The sequence below is a fragment of the Halosolutus gelatinilyticus genome (genome assembly GCF_023028105.1).
Lineage (GTDB): Archaea > Halobacteriota > Halobacteria > Halobacteriales > Natrialbaceae > Halosolutus > Halosolutus gelatinilyticus.
The window spans coordinates 487,898-507,712 of record NZ_CP095491.1 but is presented as its reverse complement, the minus strand read 5'-3'; the positions used below and the strand labels follow the sequence as shown (position 1 = coordinate 507,712).

Annotated in this window: 20 protein-coding genes and 1 pseudogene; 14 read left to right on the top strand and 7 right to left on the bottom strand. The window is 63.9% G+C overall.

The features are described 5' to 3' along the window. The first annotated feature begins 45 nt into the window (after nucleotides 1-45). From MUH00_RS02570 to aglF, 5 genes are all read left to right on the top strand, one after another. Entirely contained in the window at nucleotides 46-894 is an 849-nt protein-coding gene (locus MUH00_RS02570) for an alkaline phosphatase family protein (protein ID WP_247002210.1), read from the top strand. A 69-nt stretch (nucleotides 895-963) separates the two neighbouring features. Further along, entirely contained in the window at nucleotides 964-2,115 is a 1,152-nt protein-coding gene (locus MUH00_RS02565) for a glycosyltransferase family 61 protein (protein WP_247002209.1), read from the top strand. A gap of 269 nt (nucleotides 2,116-2,384) precedes the next feature. Beyond that, a complete protein-coding gene (locus tag MUH00_RS02560; protein ID WP_247002208.1) occupies nucleotides 2,385-3,182 on the top strand; it encodes an alkaline phosphatase family protein in 798 nt (265 codons plus the stop codon). 311 nt (nucleotides 3,183-3,493) lie between these two features. After that, nucleotides 3,494-4,915, top strand: coding sequence for an oligosaccharide flippase family protein (locus MUH00_RS02555; protein ID WP_247002207.1), 1,422 nt, complete (start codon nucleotides 3,494-3,496; stop codon nucleotides 4,913-4,915). A gap of 137 nt (nucleotides 4,916-5,052) precedes the next feature. Further along, a complete protein-coding gene (gene aglF, locus MUH00_RS02550; RefSeq protein WP_247002206.1) occupies nucleotides 5,053-5,784 on the top strand; it encodes a UTP--glucose-1-phosphate uridylyltransferase AglF in 732 nt (243 codons plus the stop codon). Nucleotides 5,785-5,796: 12 nt separating this feature from the next. Here the strand turns inward: aglF and MUH00_RS02545 are convergent, their stop codons facing one another. Then, nucleotides 5,797-8,373 carry a DUF1508 domain-containing protein gene (locus tag MUH00_RS02545; protein ID WP_247002205.1) on the bottom strand — a complete coding sequence of 859 codons (2,577 nt, stop codon included), beginning with the start codon at nucleotides 8,371-8,373 and terminating at the stop codon, nucleotides 5,797-5,799. A gap of 225 nt (nucleotides 8,374-8,598) precedes the next feature. Continuing rightward, the gene (locus MUH00_RS02540; RefSeq protein WP_247002204.1) at nucleotides 8,599-9,528 is read right to left on the bottom strand and encodes an NAD-dependent epimerase/dehydratase family protein; all 930 of its coding nucleotides are present in this window, start codon (nucleotides 9,526-9,528) and stop codon (nucleotides 8,599-8,601) included. 190 nt (nucleotides 9,529-9,718) lie between these two features. Between MUH00_RS02540 and MUH00_RS02535 the strand changes: the two are divergent. From MUH00_RS02535 to aglJ, 3 genes and pseudogenes are all read left to right on the top strand, one after another. Then, nucleotides 9,719-9,940, top strand: a pseudogene (locus MUH00_RS02535) (orc1/cdc6 family replication initiation protein); the annotation flags it as partial. 166 nt (nucleotides 9,941-10,106) lie between these two features. Further along, entirely contained in the window at nucleotides 10,107-11,402 is a 1,296-nt protein-coding gene (gene aglM / locus MUH00_RS02530) for a UDP-glucose 6-dehydrogenase AglM (protein ID WP_247002203.1), read from the top strand. Between the two features lie 224 nt (nucleotides 11,403-11,626). Beyond that, the gene (gene aglJ / locus MUH00_RS02525) at nucleotides 11,627-12,640 is read left to right on the top strand and encodes an S-layer glycoprotein N-glycosyltransferase AglJ (protein WP_247002202.1); all 1,014 of its coding nucleotides are present in this window, start codon (nucleotides 11,627-11,629) and stop codon (nucleotides 12,638-12,640) included. 32 nt (nucleotides 12,641-12,672) lie between these two features. On the opposite strand, the gene MUH00_RS02520 is transcribed toward aglJ, so the two are convergent. Then, nucleotides 12,673-13,002, bottom strand: coding sequence for a DUF5789 family protein (locus tag MUH00_RS02520; protein WP_247002201.1), 330 nt, complete (start codon nucleotides 13,000-13,002; stop codon nucleotides 12,673-12,675). Nucleotides 13,003-13,190: 188 nt separating this feature from the next. Here MUH00_RS02520 and MUH00_RS02515 point away from each other — a divergent pair, with 188 nt between their 5' ends. Both MUH00_RS02515 and MUH00_RS22825 read left to right on the top strand, forming a co-directional pair. Beyond that, nucleotides 13,191-13,400, top strand: a complete 210-nt coding sequence (locus MUH00_RS02515) for a ribbon-helix-helix domain-containing protein (protein ID WP_247002200.1) — start codon at nucleotides 13,191-13,193, stop codon at nucleotides 13,398-13,400. Between the two features lie 56 nt (nucleotides 13,401-13,456). Next, nucleotides 13,457-13,582, top strand: coding sequence for a hypothetical protein (locus MUH00_RS22825; protein ID WP_256464804.1), 126 nt, complete (start codon nucleotides 13,457-13,459; stop codon nucleotides 13,580-13,582). Between the two features lie 48 nt (nucleotides 13,583-13,630). Here MUH00_RS22825 and MUH00_RS02510 read toward each other — a convergent pair whose 3' ends face one another. Both MUH00_RS02510 and MUH00_RS02505 read right to left on the bottom strand, forming a co-directional pair. Then, entirely contained in the window at nucleotides 13,631-14,059 is a 429-nt protein-coding gene (locus tag MUH00_RS02510) for a JAB/MPN domain protein-containing protein (RefSeq protein WP_247002199.1), read from the bottom strand. A 108-nt stretch (nucleotides 14,060-14,167) separates the two neighbouring features. Further along, nucleotides 14,168-14,851: a hypothetical protein gene (locus MUH00_RS02505; protein ID WP_247002198.1), complete on the bottom strand. Its 684-nt coding sequence runs from the start codon at nucleotides 14,849-14,851 to the stop codon at nucleotides 14,168-14,170. 149 nt (nucleotides 14,852-15,000) lie between these two features. On the opposite strand from MUH00_RS02505, the gene MUH00_RS02500 reads away from it, so the two are divergent. Further along, the gene (locus tag MUH00_RS02500) at nucleotides 15,001-15,684 is read left to right on the top strand and encodes a VOC family protein (RefSeq protein ID WP_247002197.1); all 684 of its coding nucleotides are present in this window, start codon (nucleotides 15,001-15,003) and stop codon (nucleotides 15,682-15,684) included. A 102-nt stretch (nucleotides 15,685-15,786) separates the two neighbouring features. Continuing rightward, entirely contained in the window at nucleotides 15,787-16,284 is a 498-nt protein-coding gene (locus MUH00_RS02495; RefSeq protein WP_247002196.1) for a YciE/YciF ferroxidase family protein, read from the top strand. 49 nt (nucleotides 16,285-16,333) lie between these two features. Here MUH00_RS02495 and MUH00_RS02490 read toward each other — a convergent pair whose 3' ends face one another. Together MUH00_RS02490 and MUH00_RS02485 are read right to left on the bottom strand one after the other, a co-directional pair. Further along, a complete protein-coding gene (locus tag MUH00_RS02490) occupies nucleotides 16,334-16,624 on the bottom strand; it encodes a DUF5779 family protein (protein ID WP_247002195.1) in 291 nt (96 codons plus the stop codon). A gap of 311 nt (nucleotides 16,625-16,935) precedes the next feature. Continuing rightward, on the bottom strand, nucleotides 16,936-17,391 hold the full coding sequence (locus MUH00_RS02485; RefSeq protein ID WP_247002194.1) for a ferritin-like domain-containing protein: 456 nt from the start codon (nucleotides 17,389-17,391) through the stop codon (nucleotides 16,936-16,938). Nucleotides 17,392-17,558: 167 nt separating this feature from the next. On the opposite strand from MUH00_RS02485, the gene MUH00_RS02480 reads away from it, so the two are divergent. Continuing rightward, nucleotides 17,559-18,152: a winged helix-turn-helix transcriptional regulator gene (locus MUH00_RS02480; RefSeq protein WP_247002193.1), complete on the top strand. Its 594-nt coding sequence runs from the start codon at nucleotides 17,559-17,561 to the stop codon at nucleotides 18,150-18,152. A 410-nt stretch (nucleotides 18,153-18,562) separates the two neighbouring features. Then, complete coding sequence (locus MUH00_RS02475) at nucleotides 18,563-19,804, top strand: LeuA family protein (RefSeq protein ID WP_425603060.1); 1,242 nt, start codon at nucleotides 18,563-18,565, stop codon at nucleotides 19,802-19,804. Nucleotides 19,805-19,815: the final 11 nt, after the last annotated feature.

Sequence of the window (19,815 nt, the reverse complement as noted above, 5' to 3'; positions counted from 1 at the left end):
AGCCGACGGACCATCGGGACCAACGTCTTTGACCGCGAATGGGACGTGTTAATCTTGCTCGATACCTGCCGCGTCGACGCGCTGCGGGAGGTCGCCCCTGAATATGAATTTATCCCGTCCGTCGAGAGTATCTTGTCGACAGGCGGCGCATCTGCGGAGTGGCTAGCACGAACGTTTGATGAACAGCACCGCGACGAAATCGCGGATACCGCGTTCTTATCGGCACAGAACCATGTCCAGCAGATCCTCGACACCAACCTGCCGGAGCGCGACTCCGATAAACCGCTCCCGTTCAAAGCGCTCCGATTCATGCCGTCAGTCGATCTCGAAGATGTCGGAAAGGTTGAGTATATCTTTCGGTATGAACCGGTCGGAGAGGAGGGGCCGTACGGGCATCCCGAAGGAAGTACACCGCCCCGATATGTCACTGATCGCGGGATTCAGGTCGGGAGACGTGAGGAGTACGATCGACTCATTCTCCAGTATCACCAGCCCCACACTCCCTGGTTTTCGACCGCTCTCGAGGAGGATCGCGACCTGAAGTACCACGAACGCGACTGGTGGAACTACTATATGGAAACTGGTGACGTCGACACCATCTGGGACGCCTATATGAGCGATCTCCGGTACGTGCTAGATGATATCGAACTCTTGCTTCGCAATATCGATGCGGAAACCGTCGCCATCTCGTCGGACCACGGCGAAGCGTTCGGCGAATACGGAATTCTTGGTCACACGCTCGGAAGTCTCCACCCGAAAGTTCGAAAGGTTCCATGGGTAGAGACGACCGCTACTGATGAGGGATCATACGAGCCGTCGATCGACGAGCCGAGCAGCGAGCGCGTGCCTCGAGAGAAACTCGACGAGCAACTGAAGGCGCTGGGGTATCGATGACCGAAAGCTCAGCCCGGAGCCACCCCGAGTGACAACATCGAAATAGATAGCATGTTTACCCACAGAAACATGATCTCGACGGAGTTTGCGTACCGAAAGCTAGAGCGAAAGCTCGAGGCTGACGGGATCAGTGAGTCGATCGTCGCGGCCGGCGACCTGCTGGTCCGAAAACGCCTCGGGCGGCCGATCTTCGACCCGCTCGTCGAACGTGGCGTCGTTCGGACCGTTTCGCGGCCCGCTCTTGAGACGATCGCGAACGAGACCGTCGCGATCCCGGCGGATGCAGACGATAGTTCCGCTCCCTTCGTTGCACTCTTGGAAGAGGGATGCGTCCTCTCAGAAACGGGATTAGCGCTGACTCCGGACTTCGAAATACTCGAGGAGAGCGCCGCCGTCCCGGACCAAGCCCAGCAAGCTATGATGGCGATGCTTTCCAGAGAGTTCTTTTACGGGGATGCCCCGCTCCGTGGCTTCCTGTCGGAGCCGCGCCGCGGACACTTTCGCGAAGCCGCGGGGTCACTTGAAACTGCTGCACCGCTCATCCCTAGGTATCCGAACTACTACCACTGGATGGTCGAGACGGTCCCGCAAATACGCTATATTCGAGCGTTCGAAGAGAATACTGGTGAGCGCGTGACGTTGCTCCTGCCGCCGGACGCGCCGTCGTTCGTCGGCGAGACGCTCGACGTACTCGGGTGGCCGCGGTCTAAAGTCGAGTACGCCACTGAGCCGGTGTACGACATCTCGAGGCTCGTTCTCCCCTCGTTCCCGGAACGACGGGCGGCAGACTTCGAGTGGCTTCGCCGTGAGGTACTTGACCAGGTGCTCGAAACGACGCCGGAGAGCGGCGACAACGTCTACGTCTCGCGAGCGAACGCCGTCGAACGGCGCGTGGTGAACGAGGACGACGTGATGGACGTCCTGTCGCAGTTCGGATTTTCGTGCTATCGATTGGAGGAACGGTCGCTCGAACAGAACGTGCGTCTATTTGCTGATGCCGACGTTGTAGTCGGGCCGCACGGGGCAGGTCTCACCGACGTCGTCTTTGCCGATGACTGTATCCTCGTCGAACTGTTCGGCGACAAGATCAAACCGCACTATCGAGAGTTAGCGTCGACGCTCGGCCTGTCGTACGAACCGATGTACTGTCGGGCGGAATCGACGGACATCGTCGTCGACACCGAGGCGTTGGCGGAAACGATTCGCGAATTAATCGCCTGACCTCGTGTCGTTACAACACCGACCGATAGCGGATTCACCGATGCAACGAAGATTCGAATGACGAAAGTATTTAGAACCGAGAATCATTCTATCCCCCTCCAAATAGCTACGTGGAATCCATGAATAACCATTATACACTCGAGAATTTGAAACGGGCGATACGAAATCCGGTTTTGTTCGGTCGAGAGGCGCTTCGATTGGCCAGTTGGCCACTTCATAAGGGATACGGGAGGTACACCGATCGAAAATACGGCGCAGGACTCGACGTAATGGACGAGGATTGGGATAACTTGATCATTCTCGACGCGTGTCGATACGACTATTTCCAGCGTCTCAATTCGATCGACGGAACCCTCTACAAAGCGGTTTCGAAAGGAAAGAAAAGCTGGGAGTTCTTACGGAAGAACTTTGCAACTGGTGAGTTTCACGACACCGTTTACGTGACGGCGAACCCGTTTTCGACAGATCTCGATGAGGACACGTTCTATCACATCAAACACTTACACGTCGATCGGTGGGACGACGACATTGGAACGGTCCAACCGGCCGAGGTCGTCAGCGCAGCGAGAGAGGCTCACGAGCAGTATCCGGACAAGCGACTTATCGTTCACTTTATGCAGCCTCATCGTCCTTACCTCGGAGAGACGGCTGACGAGCTACGGCGCCGGCTGGATCTACGAGGATACGGAGAACACGACGAGGGGATCCAGATCTGGGGGGCGGTCAAACAGCGAGATGTGACGTTTCGAGAGATACGTGACGCGTATACCGAGAGTCTCGAGATCGCGCTAGAACACACTGAAGCGTTGCTCGACGACGTGCCCGGAAAATCCGTCATAACCGCCGATCACGGAGAGATGCTCGGTGAGCGTGTATTCCCGTTTACGACTCGTGTATGGGGACACATGGAAGGGTTCAGTACCCCTACCCTTCGTGAAGTTCCCTGGTTAGTAATCGATGCGGACGAACGCCGCGAGATCACTCGTTCGGATCCCATCCAATCCGAGAAGAACCTAGACGACGACGAGATAGCGGAGCGCTTGGAAGCGCTCGGATATGCTGATTGAACGGAGGGTATCACGCGTCCTACGATGGATGTTCGCGGACGACTGGAAGGGGCAGGAAAAGTAGTTAGGGATCTCCCAACTGTCTGTAGGCGATGCGGGTCACTAGCCGTCTCTCCTCGAAACGTCGTGTCGCGCCAAAGACAAGCGGGCGCGAGGCGCGTTCGAAGCCGGCCCGAAAGACAGCTCCCGTGTAATGCGCCTTCGGCATTTCCGGCGCAAATCGATGGAATCAAGAATATTTGCGAGAGTAGGTCGAGTCGATACTCCTTAATACACAGATGCGCCTCGGGCAAACCTCTTTAGTCTATTTCTTGTCGAACCTCGTCTCTTCGGCCCTGGGATTTCTGGCGACGATCTACATCGCTCGCATGCTCGGAGCGGGACCGCTTGGGGTGTATCACCTCGTCGTCGGACTTGTCTCGTGGCTGGCTATCGTGGGGGAAGTCGGCATTTCGCGTGCGATATCGAAGCGGATCTCCGAGGGAGAGGATCAGGCCGAATACGTTCTCGCCGGAACGACGATCATCGTCGGTCTGTTCGTCCTTAGTACCTGTGGACTCCTTCTCTTTCGAGAGCGGCTGGTCAACTACGTCGGCTATCCTGCCACGGGGTACGTCATCGCGATTCTGCTGGTCGTGCTCGTCAACGGACTCGTAAATTCGCTTCTCGTCGGGTTACACCTCGTCCACGTAAACGGGTTTCTGTCGCCGGTGCGAACGGGTGGTCGAGCGCTGGTCCAGATCGCCCTTATCGTTGCCGGGGCCAGCACGGCCGCACTGTTCATCGGGCACATCGCGGGATATATCGTCGTTATCGGTATCGGTACCTACTTCACTGCACGAGCACTGCCGGGACTCTCTCGGCCACGGCGATACCACTTCGACCGACTCGTCGATTTCGCGAAGTTCTCTTGGCTCGGCAACCTCCAGTCTCAGATGTTTAGCTATACCGACATCATCGTACTCGGTTTTTTCGTCTCGTCCGGACTCATCGGCGTCTATTCGGCGGCATGGAATATCGCCGAATTTCTGATCCTGTTCAGCGGCGCTCTCAGTTCGACGCTGTTTCCCGAAATGAGCTCGCTTTCGTCGAAGGACAATTCTCGAGCGGTCGCACGAATCGTCGAACAATCCCTTTCGTTTTGTGGGCTCTTCCTCATTCCCGGTCTGTTTGGAGGGATGTTACTCGGCGAACGTATTCTCCGTATCTACGGTCCCGAATTCCCGAGAGGGGCGACCGTGCTGACGATCCTGATCGTTGCGAATCTCCTCATGGGGTACCAGAATCAGCTGTTGAACGCACTCAACGCGATCGATCGTCCGGAACTCGCCTTTAGGGTCAACGTCGTGTTCGTGGGATCTAACGTCGCGCTCAACATCGCGTTGATTTATCTGTACGGATGGATCGGGGCAGCGATAGCAACGACGATTTCGGTTGCGATTAGCCTCGTGCTCGCCTATCACCACGTCGACGCAGTTATCGACTTCGAGGTTCCAGCGGGAGAAATCGTAAACCAGTGGATCGCCGCTGTCCTTATGGGTGGGCTGGTATACGTCAGTCTCTGGGCTGAAACCACGTACGGCCTGCTCAATCACAACGTTGCGACGGTTGGTATTCTCGTCGTAATCGGCGCTGGCACGTATTTTGCCGTCCTGTTGATAATTTCGAGGCAGTTCAGGACGGTCGTCGATCAGAACGTGCCGTTCGATCTCACCCTTCTCTCGAGCGAATGATCGAATTATCGCCCGAAACGGCGATCGTTGATTGTCGAGCCTCCGTTAGGCTATAGCCTGAAACCCGACGATCGACGTCGAACGCGACTGCTCACCGTCACCCAAAGTATTTGTCCTGCTATTTCAATTGCTTTCCCATGCAAGCAGTTGTCCTGGCCGCGGGCAAGGGTACCCGCCTTCGGCCGCTCACCGAAGACAAACCCAAGGTCCTCGTCGAGGTCGACGGCAAACCGCTCATCGAGGACGTCTTCGACAATCTCATCGAGATCGGCGCGACCGAGTTCGTCGTCGTCGTCGGCTACATGAAAGAGAAGATCATCGAACGGTACGGCGACGAGTACGAGGGCGTTCCGATCACCTATGCCCACCAGCGAGAGCAGCTCGGACTCGCACACGCCATCCTGCAGGCGGAGCCCCACGTCGACGACGACTTCATGCTCATGCTCGGCGACAACGTCTTCCGGGCGAACCTCGGGGACGTGATCAACCGACAGCGAGAGGAGCGCGCGGACGCCGCGTTCCTCGTCGAGGAAGTTCCCTACGAGGAGGCCTCGCGGTACGGCGTCCTCGATACCAACGAGTACGGCGAGATCGTCGAGGTGACCGAAAAACCCGACAACCCGCCGTCGAACCTCGTCATGACCGGCTTCTACACGTTCACGCCCGAGATCTTCCACGCGTGTCACCTCGTCCAGCCGAGCGATCGCGGCGAGTACGAACTCCCCGACGCGATCGATCTCCTCATCCAGTCCGGGCGGACGATCGACGCGATCCGGATGGACGGCTGGCGGATCGACGTCGGCTATCCCGACGACCGCGATCGGGCGGAAGAACGGCTGACCGAAGCGGTGGCCGCGATCCGAGAGTAGCCGGCTCGTTCGTTACTCGGCAACGATGATTCCGCCGTCGGGAACGGTGGTTTTGAGGTCGGAGATCGCTTCGCGAGCCGCGGTGCGCGTCCCGTACGTCTGCGTGCTCTCGATCACCGTGGTGCCATACTCGTCGACCAGCCGCCACACCCAGCCGTCCTCGTCGGCGTACAGTTCGAACGCGGCGCTGTCGATCGCGAAGATGCTCGCCCGATCGAGTAGCTGGCGGCCGTCCGAGACGGCCTCGCGGGCAGCCGCCCTCGACTCGTAGCGGTCCGCGCCGGTCGCGACGGCCTGCCCGTGTTCGTCCCGAAGTTGCCACTGCCACCGATCGTCCGCCGTCGTGACGAGGTCGAACGACGCAACCCCGAATTCGACCGGCTGCGCCAGCGGTGCGAGCCGACGGACGTCGGCGATGGCCCCCATGAGCGCCGTCTTGGTCTCGGTGGCGGCGCCCGCGCTGGCGAGTACCGCTCGATCGCGGTCGACGAGTTCCCAGCGCCAGCCGTCGTCGCCGTCGAGGCGGATCGCCGCGTCGTCGATCGTGAAGACGGGGACGTCGTCGACGCGGCTCGTGAGCGTCTCGACGGCGTCGAGCGCCGCCTTGCGATCGGGGTAGGACCCCGTCCCAGTAGCGAGTTCCTCGCGGTCGCGATCAAGTACCCGCCAGTGCCAGTCGCCGCTGTCGTAGAGTTCGATCGCGACGTCGTCGATCGTCGCGTCGTCGGCGGTGGCCGCGGCTTCGCGGACGGTCGTCACGCCCTCTGCGAGGTCGTCCCGTGTCGGGTACTCGGCGGCACCGGTCGCGACGATTTCCCCCGTCGGGAGCACGAACCGCCAGCCCCAGTCGTCCGTCCCGGAGACCTGGAATATCGGCCGGTCCATCGTGCGAACGTCGGCCTCGAGGTGGTCGAGCAGGCGCCCCATCGCGTCGCGGGCGGCCTCCCTGGTCGGGTGGGTGGTGGGTCCCTCGGCGACGAGGCTGCCGGCGCCGTCGATCAGTCGCCAGCCCCACTCGTCGTCCGCGGTGACGAACAGTTCGAACGCCGCCGTCTCGATCTCCAGCACCTCGGCGTCGGGCGCCTGCTCTTTCAGCGTCAGCATCGCCTCCGCGGCCTCGTCTCGGGAGTCGTGTTCCGCGCCGCTGTCCGCGAGCACGGTTCCGTTCTCGTCGATCAGCCGCCAACGCCACTCGCCCGCGTCGGTCTCGTAGACGCGGAACGCAGCGTTGTCGAACTCGATGAGTTCGGCGTCGCGAGCCTGTTCGCGAACCCGCTCGATCGCCGCCTCGGCCGTCTCGACGTCGGCGGCGGAGTCGGTGCTCGCGGCGATGATCTCGCGATCGTCGGTCACGAGTCGCCAGCCCCAGTCCCGGGCGTCGGTCGCCTCCGCGGCCGAGGCGTCCGCGGACGTCTCGGCGACCGACGCGCCCGCCCCGTCCGCGATGGCTTCGGGCCGCTGACTGGTTGCGGTCGCCGACGCGGGCCGGCTCTCCCCGGCGTCGCGCACCGGATAGACCTCGTACTCCGCGGTTTCGATCTCGACGACGTCCGCCTCGCGGGCGGTCTCGCCGAATCGTTCGATGGCCGGATCCGCGTCGTCGCGCGCCGGCGCGCCGGCGGTCGACCGGGCCACGACCCGGTCGGTCCCGTCGACGAGCCGCCAGTGCCACTCTTCGTCGGACCGGTACCGCTCGAAAGTCGGCTCGTCGGCGACGAGAACCGCCGCCGACTCCAGCGCCGTGAGCACCTCGTCCGCGGCGCGTTCGGCGTCGGGGCGCGCGGCGAACGCGTCGGTCGAGTCCGCGACGACGGTATCCTCGTCGTCGACGATCCGCCACGCCCAGCCGTCGTCGCGGTCGTACAGTTCGACGCCGACGCGATCGACGTCGAGTACCCGCGCCTGGATGAACCGTTCTGCGAACGTTCGAGCGGCGGCGACGGCGCGTTCCTGGCTCGCGTACCCGACTTCGCCCGCGGCCAGCGTGGTTCGATCGTCGGCGACCAGCTGCCAGTGCCACCGTCCGTGGCGCTCGACGACCGTGAACGCTCCGCCTTCGACGTCGATCATCTCGGCGTCAGGGCCGTGTTCTTTCAGGAAACTCACCGCCGTTTCGGCGCCGTCGCGGTCGTCGAACTCGCGGGACGCGGCGCAGACGCGACTACCGTCGCCGCGCACCAGCGTCCACTGCCAGGTTCCGTCCCGCGTCTCGGACAGCCGGAACGCCGATTCGGACACTTCCAGCAGCCCGGCGTCGTCGATCGTGTCTTGCAGCCGTTCGATCCGCTCGGTCGCCGCCGCTCGGGAGGGGCTTCGGGCCGCGCTCTCCGCACGGGTCTCGAGATGCAGGACGGACCACGTCCAGTCGCCGTTCTCGTCCTGTGCGAGTGCGATCCGGGAGTCCTCCACCGCGTCGTCGGTCGGGATCGCCGGAGCCACGGCTGCTCCCACCTCGCCGTCACCGTCGGCGCCGTCGAACGTCCGTTTCGCGTTCAGGGCGAACGCGACCGCGAGGAGGCCAACGACGAGCAGGATGCCGGTTGCGATAACGAGTTCGCCAGCACCCAAATCCGTAGTCGGGACGGTCATTCGTACCGGTTCGAATCACCGACTGGGCCATAATAATGTGCGACTTACACGAACGACGCGGCTAGAACGGCGGCCCGGTCGGGGCACAGTGCCGGTGGCTCGCGATCGGTGGGGAGCGGCGGCCGTCGACGGGCCGATCGGAGAAAGGGTGTCTCTAACCGCTGCGAGCGCGACGATCGGTGGTCGTCGAAGTCAGTACTGATTATCGGTTCCTCGTCAGCGTCCTCACTCGTCCGTATACTGCGCACAGACCCGCCGGATTCCCTCTTCGAAGTCGATTCGGGGTTCCCAGCCGGTTTCGTCGCGAATCTTCGAGGAATCGGCGCAGGTATCGTGGACGTACACCGACTCGGGGATCGGGTTCTCGACGTACTCGGGTTCCACGTCGGTCCCGAGTTCGTCGTTGATCAGCTCGACGACCGTATTGAAGTCGTACGACTCGCCGGTCCCGAGGTTGTAGACCCCGTCGAGCTCGTGGGCCGCGGCCAGTTCGAGTCCGCGAACGATGTCGGAGACGTGAGTGAAGTCCCGGGTTTGCGAGCCGTCGCCGTAGAGCACCGGCGACTCGCCGCTGGCGATGTCGTCGGCGAACTGGGCGATCACATTGGCGTACTCGCCCTTGTGGTCCTCGGCGCCGCCGTAGCCCTGGTAGACCGAGAAGAAGCGCATTCCACACGCCGACATGCCGTAGTGGTTCGAGAAGTATTCGCCGTAACGCTCGCGGGCGAGTTTCGAGGCCTCGTAGCCGGTGTTCACCGTCACGTCCAGTCCCTCCGGCGAGGGATCCGTCCGGCTGCCGTAGATCGACGATGTCGAGGCGTACACCACGGTCTCGCAGCCGTCCTCGCGCGCCTGTTCGACGACGTTGACGAACCCCTCGACGTTCACACGGGCGCCCCGTCGGGGGTTCTCTTCGTGCATCGCGTACGAGGAGAGCGCGGCGAGGTGAACCACGGCGTCCACGTCCGTCGGTAACTCGTCGTCCAACACGCTCGCTTCCACGAAGTCGACGTCGTCGGAGAGGTTCGACGGCGTGCCGAGGTAGCAGTCGTCGACGGCGATCACCTCGTTTCGATCGGCCAGTTCGTTCGCGAGGTTCGACCCGATAAACCCTGCACCCCCGGTGACGAGAACGCGAGCGTCGTGTAGCTCCATACGCGACAGTCACCGATCGCGGAAAAGTGTCTTCTGGTCACTACCCGCGGACGCCGTCGTCGCACGGGACGTCCACGCCGGAGGCGATTCGCGGACGGTCGCGGATCCCTTCGCATTAGTATAACAATTACTGTTACGGAACGCTCGTAGTCGACGGATACTGCGAAAAGCGCGCTCGCGGTCGTCTACCGTCCCGCCCGAGCAGGCCGACGACAGCAAGCTCCTCATGTGACTCTCCCGGGCGGGCGAGGAGAACGACGTCGAGGCGAGCATCACTGTCGGGATCAGAAACGACCTCAAGTACGCCGATCGGGTTCGGGAGGAGCGCGTCCGCGTGGCCAACGACGACGCGGAGGTCACCCGCATCCAGGATCTCATCCGGGGCTGTCCGATCCAGGCGAAGATCGCGATCGACGTGCGGGTGCGCCAGCACATCGCGGGGATCCTCGACTCCTGATCTCGTGCGGTCTCGCCCGCGACTCGCGTCTCGCGGAATCGACGAGCGCCGAGCGGTTGCGATCGGCCCTGCCGATCGGAAACCCAAAAACGTCTAACGACCACCCCGCATTGCTCCTGATATGCACGTCTCGATCGTCGGCAGCGGCTACGTCGGAACCACCGTCGCCGCCTGCCTCGCGGATCTCGGACACGAGGTCGTCAACGTCGAAATCGACGAGGGGATCGTCGAGACGATAACCGCCGGCGAGTCCCCCATCCACGAGGACGGCCTCGCGGAACGGATCGCCGAGCACGCCGGAACCCGCCTGCGGGCGACGACCGACTACGGCGCCACCGCGGAGACGGACCTCACCGTGTTCTGTCTCCCGACGCCGCAGGCCGATGACGGCAGTCTGGATCTCGCGATCGTGAAGGCGGGCGCGGAATCGCTCGGCGACGCGCTCGCCGCGAAAGACGGCGAGCACGTCGTCGTCGTCAAGAGCACCGTGTTGCCGGGCACGACCGAGGACGTCGTCGGGTCGATCCTCGAAGACCGATCGGGGAAGCGCGTCGGCGAGGACCTCCACCTCGTGATGAACCCCGAGTTCCTCCGGATGGGAACCGCGGTCTCGGACTTCCTCGAACCGGACAAGGTCGTCGTCGGCGCGTCGAGCGAGCCCGGGGCCGCGGCCCTCCGGGAACTGTACGCGCCGATCCTCGATCGACCCGAGACCGCGCTCGTCGAAACCGACGTCCGCGAGGCCGAACTGATCAAATACGCCAACAACGCCTTCCTCGCGGCGAAGGTCTCGCTGGTCAACGAACTCGGCAACGTCGCGAAGGAGTACGGCGCGGACGCCTACGAGGTGCTCGACGCCGTCGGCCTCGACGATCGGGTTTCCGAGCGGTTCCTCCGGTCGGGCCTCGGCTGGGGCGGCTCGTGTTTTCCGAAGGACGTCAACGCCCTGCGCGCCGGCGCTCGCGAACGGGGGTACGAGCCCGCGCTGCTCGACGCGGTCGTCGCGGTCAACGACGAACAGCCCCGCCGGCTCGTCGCGCTCCTCGCCGACCACGTCGCGCTCGACGGCGCGCGGATCGCCGTCCTCGGGCTCTCGTTCAAGCCGGGCACCGACGACATCCGAAAGTCGCGCGCACTCGACGTGATCGGCGAACTGGTCGATCGCGGTGCGGACGTCGTCGCGTACGATCCAGTCGCGACGGCGAACGTCCGCGAGGAGTATCCCGACCTCGACGTCGAGTACGCGGACTCGGTCGCGGGGGCGCTCGCGCACGCGGACGGCGCCGTGATCGCGACCGACTGGCCCGAGTTCGACGACCTCTCGTTCGCGGACATGCGCCGGCGGATCGTCGTCGACGGTCGCCGGATCGACGTCGACGAGGACGAACTGGCGGTCTACGAAGGCCTGACGTGGTGATCGATGGGCCGACGCACGAAACGGAGACGGTCAAAACGCCGGCGCGGTGCGGGCGACGTACCGATCGCAGCGCCGTCGACCGATACGCCGGGGGCGCAGGTTGGGGTGTCGGGTGCGCCGATCGACGCTGCGATCTGCGGGCGGCGTCCCGCGACGGCTGCGTATATAAGCGAACCGCCAGTTTATCAGCACCCTTTTGCACTCCGACACGAGATTGCCTGCCGATGGAGGATGACGGCACTCTCGTGGACGCGGTCGACGCCAACGCCACCACCGGCCGGGAGGTCATCGGGATGAGCGAGACGGCGCGCGAGGTTTCGCCCGAGGACGTCTGCATCCTCGTCCCGACGCTCAACGAAGAAGCGACGATCGGCGAGGTGATCGACGGGTTCCGCGAGCAGGGCTACACGAACGTCGTCGTCGTGGACGGCGACTCGGACGACGACACGCGCGAGGTCGCTCGCGAGTACGGCGCCCACGTCATCGTCCAGTCCGGGGACGGGAAGGGCCAGGCCGTCCGCGAAGCGCTCCGGTACATCTCCGTTCCATACGTGCTGATGGTCGACGGCGACGGGACCTACGATCCGGCGGACGCGGAGAAGATGCTCGAACCGCTCGCACACGGGTACGAACACGTGATCGGCAACCGGTTCGCCGACATGGACGACGACGCGATGCGCGCGCTGAACGGGTTCGGAAACCGGCTGATCAACCGATCGTTCCGGTTCATCCACGGAGCCGACTACGACGATATCCTCTCGGGATACCGGGCGTTCACCGTCGACTCGATGAAGCGGCTCTCGCTCGACTCGGACGGGTTTACGATCGAGACCGAACTCGCCGTCGAGTGCGTCAAACACGGGATCGACACGACGGTCGTCCCGGTCAGCTACCGCGCGCGCCCGGAGGAGTCGGAAACGAACCTCCATCCCGTCAGAGACGGCGGGACGATCATCCTGGCGCTGTACACGCTCGCGAAGACGAACAATCCGCTCTTTTACTTCGGGAGCCTCGGCGTCACCGGGATCGGCTCCGGCGCCGTCATCGCGTCGTACGTCATCTGGGAGTGGATCCAGTACCGCCAGGGCCACGAGATCATGGCGATCGTCTCCGCGGCCGCGATCTTACTCGGCGTGCAGTTGCTCATGTTCGGCGTCCTCTCGGACATGCTCGTGACGCTGCACCGCGAGCAGCGCCGGCGACTCGAACAGATCGCGCGAGAGACGGACGAGGAGTAGCGAGAGCCGATTCCGCGAACCTCGTGAGCGGGTCAAAACGGGAGGAGCGATCGGACCTGCTGGACGACGCTCCCCGAGTGACGCTTCCGGTACGCTTCGAAGGGGTCGTGCAGGGCGTTCAACAGCTCCTGTCGCGAGCCGAACTCCTCCGCGTCGACTTCGGCGAGTATCTCCCCCAGCGAAACGTCGTTCCCGTGAACGTCGTAGGGGATGCGCTCGTGTCCGAGTTCGGCTTCGACGTCGGTCCTGGTCGCCGGAAACGAGAGATCGGCGTCTCTGAGTTCGGCGTCGACGGCGGCGATACCGAACTCGACGCTCTCGGGATCGTCGTTGTCCTCGCTCGATGGTGGTCGAACTCCCATACTGGATCGCTAGTCAGGTAGATACAAAAAACCGCTACGGAGACGATCGACGCCGGTCGCCGGTCGGCGCCAAGGGGAGCCGCCGATCGTATCGCCGGCCGGAAACAGGCTCGCCCGCGCCGACGGCGCGCTGTCGGTGATCCCGCGCCGGTCGACACTCATTTCACGGCGGCGACGGAGTAACGGATATGACCGAGTACACGACGGTTTCCATCCCGAAGGATCTCGCCGATCGGGTCGAAGAGACGATCGAAGGCACCAGTTTCCAGAGCACGAGCGACCTCGTCCGGTTTCTGTTGCGTAGCATCGTCATCCAGCACCAGAAGGAGGGGAAGCTTACCGAAGCGGAGTTCGAGGAGATCACCGAACAGCTTCGCGGCCTGGGCTACCTCGATTGATAAGTCCGAACCTTTTCAGGGCCGACGGTCCTAGTTAGTCGCGGAGGTCGAACCGCATGCCCCACATCCCGGATTTCCCGACACCGTCGGACGATCCCGACGAGGAGCAGCGAGATCCGAACCGGAGCATCATCGACCGAATCATCGGCGGCGGCGACGGACCGACGCCGACCGGCGGGTAACGTCCCTCCGCTTTCGATCGCGACGTCCGCGATCGCGATCGCGTTTTTTCAGTCCGTCAACGACTGGTCCGGCGCGCGGGCGTCGACGACATCGAGGGGCTGGCGCGCGCCCGTTCGATCGAACGCGCCGAAGGAGTTCTCGTCGAGTTCCCACGGCGGCACGGCGACGAAGATCACCTCTGCGAGGTCGTCCCGTTTCGTTACCTCGAGTTCTCGCAGCGGATGGGAGACGAATTGCCCCTGGGCCTGCCGGACGGGCGTCGTGAGGTCGACGCCGAAGACGGCGTTAACCGAATTTCCGGGATCCGGGAGGAAGAAGTCGGTGAACACCGGCGTCTCCGGCGGGAGCGCGTCGGCGTCGGTGCCGTCGAGATCGCCCGCGGGGGTGACGGAGACGCCGGTCGTCACGCGATCGGGATCGGCGCCGCTGGCCAGATCGAGGAGGACGTCGACGAGCGCTTGCGTGACGTAGACCACGGACCCGATACGGGCGGTGCGTAGTTAGATGTGTTCCCCGCGAGCGCTAAGCGGGGGCAGCGATCGTCGCGGGTCGGAGGGCCGGAACCCGCGCCGCGGCCCTCCGGCTCAAAACGGCAGCAGGTTCCGCGCCGCCTTCGCGTAGAGAATCGGCGATCGTTTTCGAGCGCCCGCCAGCGCGTTGTCGAGCGCTGCCGACGCGCCGTCCATCACCCCGGGGCCGTGTCCGACGAGTACGCGTTCGGGATCCAGGTCGCCGAGGGCGTCCCGCGGGGGAACGAGCCGTCGCATCGGGTGGACGCCCAGACGCTCGCTCCCGGCGAGGAAGTACTCGGCCGTTCCGACGGACTCGGGAACGATGAGCGTTCCTTCGGCGGGATCGTACAGCGCGACTTCCTGCCAGAACCGGCTGTCGACGACCGTCCGGGCTTCGAGGCCGGTGTCCGCGAGTTCGTCGTCGAACCGAACGATCGGCGCCTCGAGCTCCTCGGAAACGCCCTCGAAGAACTCGGGGAGGTAGACGTGGACGCCGTGCCGATCGGCGATCTCGGCCGCGTCGCGTTTGTGGCGATCGAGGGTGATGACGACGCCGGCCACCTCGCCGAACTCGGCGAGCAGGTCGTCCAACCCCTCCGTGTCGACGGGATCGAAGAGCCAGACTTCGCCGTCCACTTCGAGGGCGTGGCTCGCCCGCTGCATCGTCTCGTCGGGATGGGCGATCCAGCCGACGCCGCCTTCGAAGCGATCGATCTCCGCGAGGTCGGTCGCGCGCTCGTCCGTACGGAAGGTCATGACGAATCATAGACGCGTCGGACGCATAAACACCGGCGAACCGATCGACCTCGCCCGCGCTGGGCGGCCGATCGCCGATCCGAGCCCTCCGGTCTCGAATCGCGCCGATCGCCGACGGTTCTTTGCTCGCCGGTCGAGTAGGGTTGGCTATGCTACGCCGGCTCTCGCGGCTCGCCCTCGAGGTCAAGTACCTCGAGCCGGCGCGATCGTTCTACGAGGAGACGCTGGGACTGCCCGTCCGCGAGGAACGCGCGGATGAACTCGTCTTCGCCGCCGGCGAGAGCGAGTTCGTCCTTCGCCGTCCCACCGCCGTCCCCCGCGGCGGCCTCCACACGCACTTCGCGTTCTCGATCCCCGACGCCGAGTACGACGACTGGTGGGACCGCCTGGGCGAAGACTACGACCTCGAGGAGGCGCGGTTCGGCTCCGCTCGATCGCTGTACCTGTACGACCCCGACGGCAACTGCGTCGAACTCGGCCAGCAGGGTGTCGACGGCCCCGGGATCGACGGCATCTTCGAGGTGGTCCTCGAGGTCGAAGATCTCGATCGCGCGAGCTCGTTCTACGAGGATTTGGGATTCGAGACCGTCGACGTGGGCGACGACAGAAAGCGCGTTCGACTCCAGGGACCGATGGCGCTCGAACTCTGGGAGCCCCACCTCGGAATCGCCGACGCCCGCGGCGGGGTCCACGTCGACCTGGGGTTCGCGACCGCCGATCCGCCGGCGGCGCTCGATGCAGTGCGCGATCGGGTCCGGTCGATCGATCGGGAGCGCGACGACGAAGTCGTCGTTCGTGACCCGGACGGTCACTTCCTCACGTTTTCGGCGTAGACCCTGCGCCACGTGCTGATCCGGCGGCGCTCGCCCGAACTGCTCTCAGGTGCAGGCCCGCCGCTTTTCGACCGCAGCGGCGTTCCATCACCTGGATCACCCATGAGCATTGATTCAACCGAAGACCTCTTCGTGTCCGGTCTGAAGCACGCGTACTACACCGAACAGCGACTCGTCGACGCCCTCGACGAACTCGAACGAACCTCGTCGAACGAGGAACTCAAGGGCGGCTTCGCCGAACACCGCGAGGAAACCCGACACCACGTCGATCGCATCGAGCAGGTGTTCGAACAGCTCGACGCGAGCGCCGAGGCGGAGGAAGACCCCGTCATCGAGGGGATGATCGAGGCCCACGAGGAGTTCATGAGCATGGACCCTAGCCCGGAGGCCATCGATCGGTTCAACATCGCGGCCGGCCAGAAGGCCGAACACTACGAGATCGCGACCTACGGCAACCTCATCCCGATGGCCGACCAGATCGGGATGGACGACGCCGCCGACACGCTGGAGGAGACGCTCCGGGAGGAACAGGACGAACTCGAGACCCTCTCGAAGATGGGCGAGGAGTTCGACTACGGCGAACTCACGGTTTCGGAGTGAGCGCTCGGGGCGACGAGGTTCGCCGCGGTCGCCGCTCCGTTCGCAGCGCTCAGAGCCGATCGGTGTTGACGCCCACGCCGGGCGGCGTCACGATCAGGAAGCCCCGGAAGTGGACGAGATTGCCGCCCGACTCCTTGACGTCGCGGGCGAAGCCGGAGGCCAGGTCGTTGACGTCGCCGTCGACGCGGAGGACGAGGACGTTGCCGCTGGATATCGCTTCGAGCCACTCCTCGGGCGTCGTCGTCCCGTCGAGAATGCCGAGGACGAGTTCGCCCTCTAGTTCGAGTTCGTCGTCGATGTGCTCCTCGACGGCCCGAAGGTCGAGGTCGAAATCGCTCATACGGGGTGGGTCGAACCGGGGCGAGAAAAACGTTCGCCTCTATTCTGGAACTGCGTCCGGCCACGCAGTCGGATCCCGACCGTTCGGTAGGAACGGGTCTTCCCCTCCTGACCGCGCTCTTTCCGCTCGTCGGCGTCGGCGTCGTCGTTCCGCTGTGGTACGTCTATCGCAGGAGTCGCCTCCGACGGCGCACGAGCGATCGGTGACTCCGTCCATCTCCGGAGCGGCTGCGGCGTGCGGTACCCGGATCGAGTGGCGGACTCGAGAGAAATCGGGAACGCGCCCGATTCCGACGCGTCGCCAGCGAGCCATCAATCCTGCGGGAACTCCTTCTGGAATCCGCGGAACTCGGTGTGGTGGGCTTCCTCGTCGGCGAGGATCGTGACCGCCACGTCCTCGGTGACGGGATCGTTCGCCTCCGAAGCGGCTTCGTGGAGCGCGCGGTAGGTCTCGATCGCGTCGTTTTCGGCCTCGATCACGCCCTCGATGACCGACTGGACGTCCGTCGTGTCTTCGGGGGGCTGGAGACTCGACTGGCGCGCCTCGAACGACTCCGAACCGGGCGGCGACTGATCGAGTTGCTTCAGCCGGTTGCCCAGCATCCGCGCGTGCTCCAGTTCCTCCTGAACGTCGGCGTCGAGGCTCTCTTTGACCTCCTCGGCGTGGACGCCGTCCAGCACGATCGCGTTCGTGAGATAGTTCATGACGGTCTCGAGCTCGTCGATGTACGCTTTCGTCAACAGGTCGGTGACTTCGTCTGACGTCATTCCTCGCGTTCCTACCACGAGGGGGCGTAAAGTTCTGACACGCGCATACCGAACCCAGTACCACCGGGTCGACGACACCGATCGTCGTCGACGCGGTCGTCGGAGACGGAGCGGAATCGAGCGCCGAACGGCGTACATTAATTGCAATCGGGAGCGAATGTGAGAATATGCGCGACCTCGACGATATCGATCTCGAGATCCTCCAGTTGCTCAGCCAGGACGCTCGCCGCCCGTACCGGGAGATCGCGGACCACGTGGACCTGACGCCGCCGGCCGTTTCCGACCGGATCGCCCGCCTCGAAGAGCAGGGGATCATCCGCGGCTTTACGCTCGACATCGACCGGGAGAAGCTCCAGCGCGACGTGGCGATCGTCGCGGAACTGGAGGCGAAACCCGGTGCCGTCGACGACGTCTACACCGCTGCGCTCGAACTCGACGGCGTCGAACACGTCTTCGAGGGGATGGACGGGCGGGTCCTCGTCCACGCGACGCTACCCGACGCGAACACGCGATCGTGGCTCGAGTCGGGCGTCGACCTCGACGCGCTGCGCGGCTACGACGTCACCCTGCTCACGCGGACCGATCGGCGGGTCGGCATCTCGGCGACGGACTTCTCCCTCGAGTGCGTCGTCTGCGGCCAGACGGTCACCGGGGACGGCGTGACGGCGACCGTAGACGGCGAGATCAAGACCTTCTGCTGTCCGTCCTGCGAGGACCGCTACCTCACCGAGTACGAGTCGCGCCGGGAAGCGATCGACTAGCCGACGCCACAGGGGGCGACGACCGAACCGGCCGGCTATCGGACGATTCCGACCGCTGCCGCCAGTGAAGCCGCCCGCTCCGACATCGAGTGGACGATCGGTCACAATTTTGCGAGTACGTCGACGATTCCGAACGCCAGACCGTCGGTTCCCCGATTCGGTGCCCGAACGTCCAGTGGCGAGCGCGCGCGAGCGATCGGCCGGCGAAATTCCGCCCGTCGAACCGATTTCAATCGGCTCGATCGCGCGATCGGAACGACGAGATCAATATCGTAATAGGTCATTGGATTCGATATTAGGCCGTCGATGTCGTGCGGTTTTCCGCCGTCCTCGAAACCGTGCACCGCGGTAACGCGGCATTCGATTCTCGAAACAGCGGTAGGTTTATATAGCACGTCGCCCGTCGGGTTCTGATACAATGTCTTCACAAGGCAACCCGTCCTCTGATACCAGTCAGGGGGGTCGAGTTCTTCCAGGGCACGTTAGATTCCACTGACGAAATTGAGTCAGCACGTGTCTTCGATACCACCCTCCGGGATGGTGAACAGTCGCCCGGAACTTCGTTCTCGTACGACGACAAACGGCAGATCGCGTCGATCTTAGACGAGATGGGAACCCACGTCATCGAGGCCGGATTCCCCGTCAACTCCGACGCCGAGTTCGAGGCCGTTCGTGATATCGCGTCTTCGACGTCGACGACCACCTGCGGGCTAGCCCGCGTCGTCGACAAGGACATCGAAGCGGCGCTTTCTTCCGGCGTCGAGATGGTGCACACGTTCGTCAGCACCAGCGACGTCCAGATCGAGGATTCGATGCACGCGACCCGGGACGAAGTAGTACAGCGCGCGGTCGAGTCGGTCGAACGCATCAAAGCGGCGGGCGCGATCTGCATGTTCTCGCCGATGGACGCGACGCGAACCGACGAGGCGTTCCTGATGGACGTGATCGAGGCGGTCACCGACGCGGGAACCGACTGGATCAACATTCCGGACACCTGCGGCGTCGCCACGCCGACCCGGTTCCGGGCCATGATCGAGAAGATCTCGGCCCGCACCGACGCGCGGATCGACGTCCACACCCACGACGACTTCGGGCTGGCGACCGCGAACGCGCTGGCCGGCATCGAGGCCGGCGCCGACCAGGCTCAAGTGTCGGTCAACTCGATCGGCGAGCGCGCCGGCAACGCCGCCTACGAGGAGTTCGTGATGTCCGTCGAGTCGCTCTACCAGTGCGAGACGGGGATCGACACGACGCGCATCATGGAGCTCTCCGAGATCGTCGAGGAGAAGAGCACGATCGAGACGCCCGGCAACAAGCCGGTCGTCGGCGACAACGCCTTCTCCCACGAGAGCGGCATCCACGCCGCCGGCGTCATCGAGAACTCGGACACGTTCGAGCCCGGCGTGATGACTCCCGAGATGGTCGGCGCGAAGCGCCGCCTGGTCATGGGGAAACACACCGGGACGCACTCGGTACGCGAGCGCCTGCACGAACTGGGCTTCGAGCCCAGCGGCGAACAGGTGCGCGCAGTCACCCGTCGCGTCAAGGACTACGGTGCGGAGAAACGTCGGGTCACGGTCGACGATCTGGAGCGCTTCGCCGAAGAAGCCGACGTCGACCGTCAACAGGAGCAAGAGGAGGTGCGCGTCTGAGGGATGTCCCC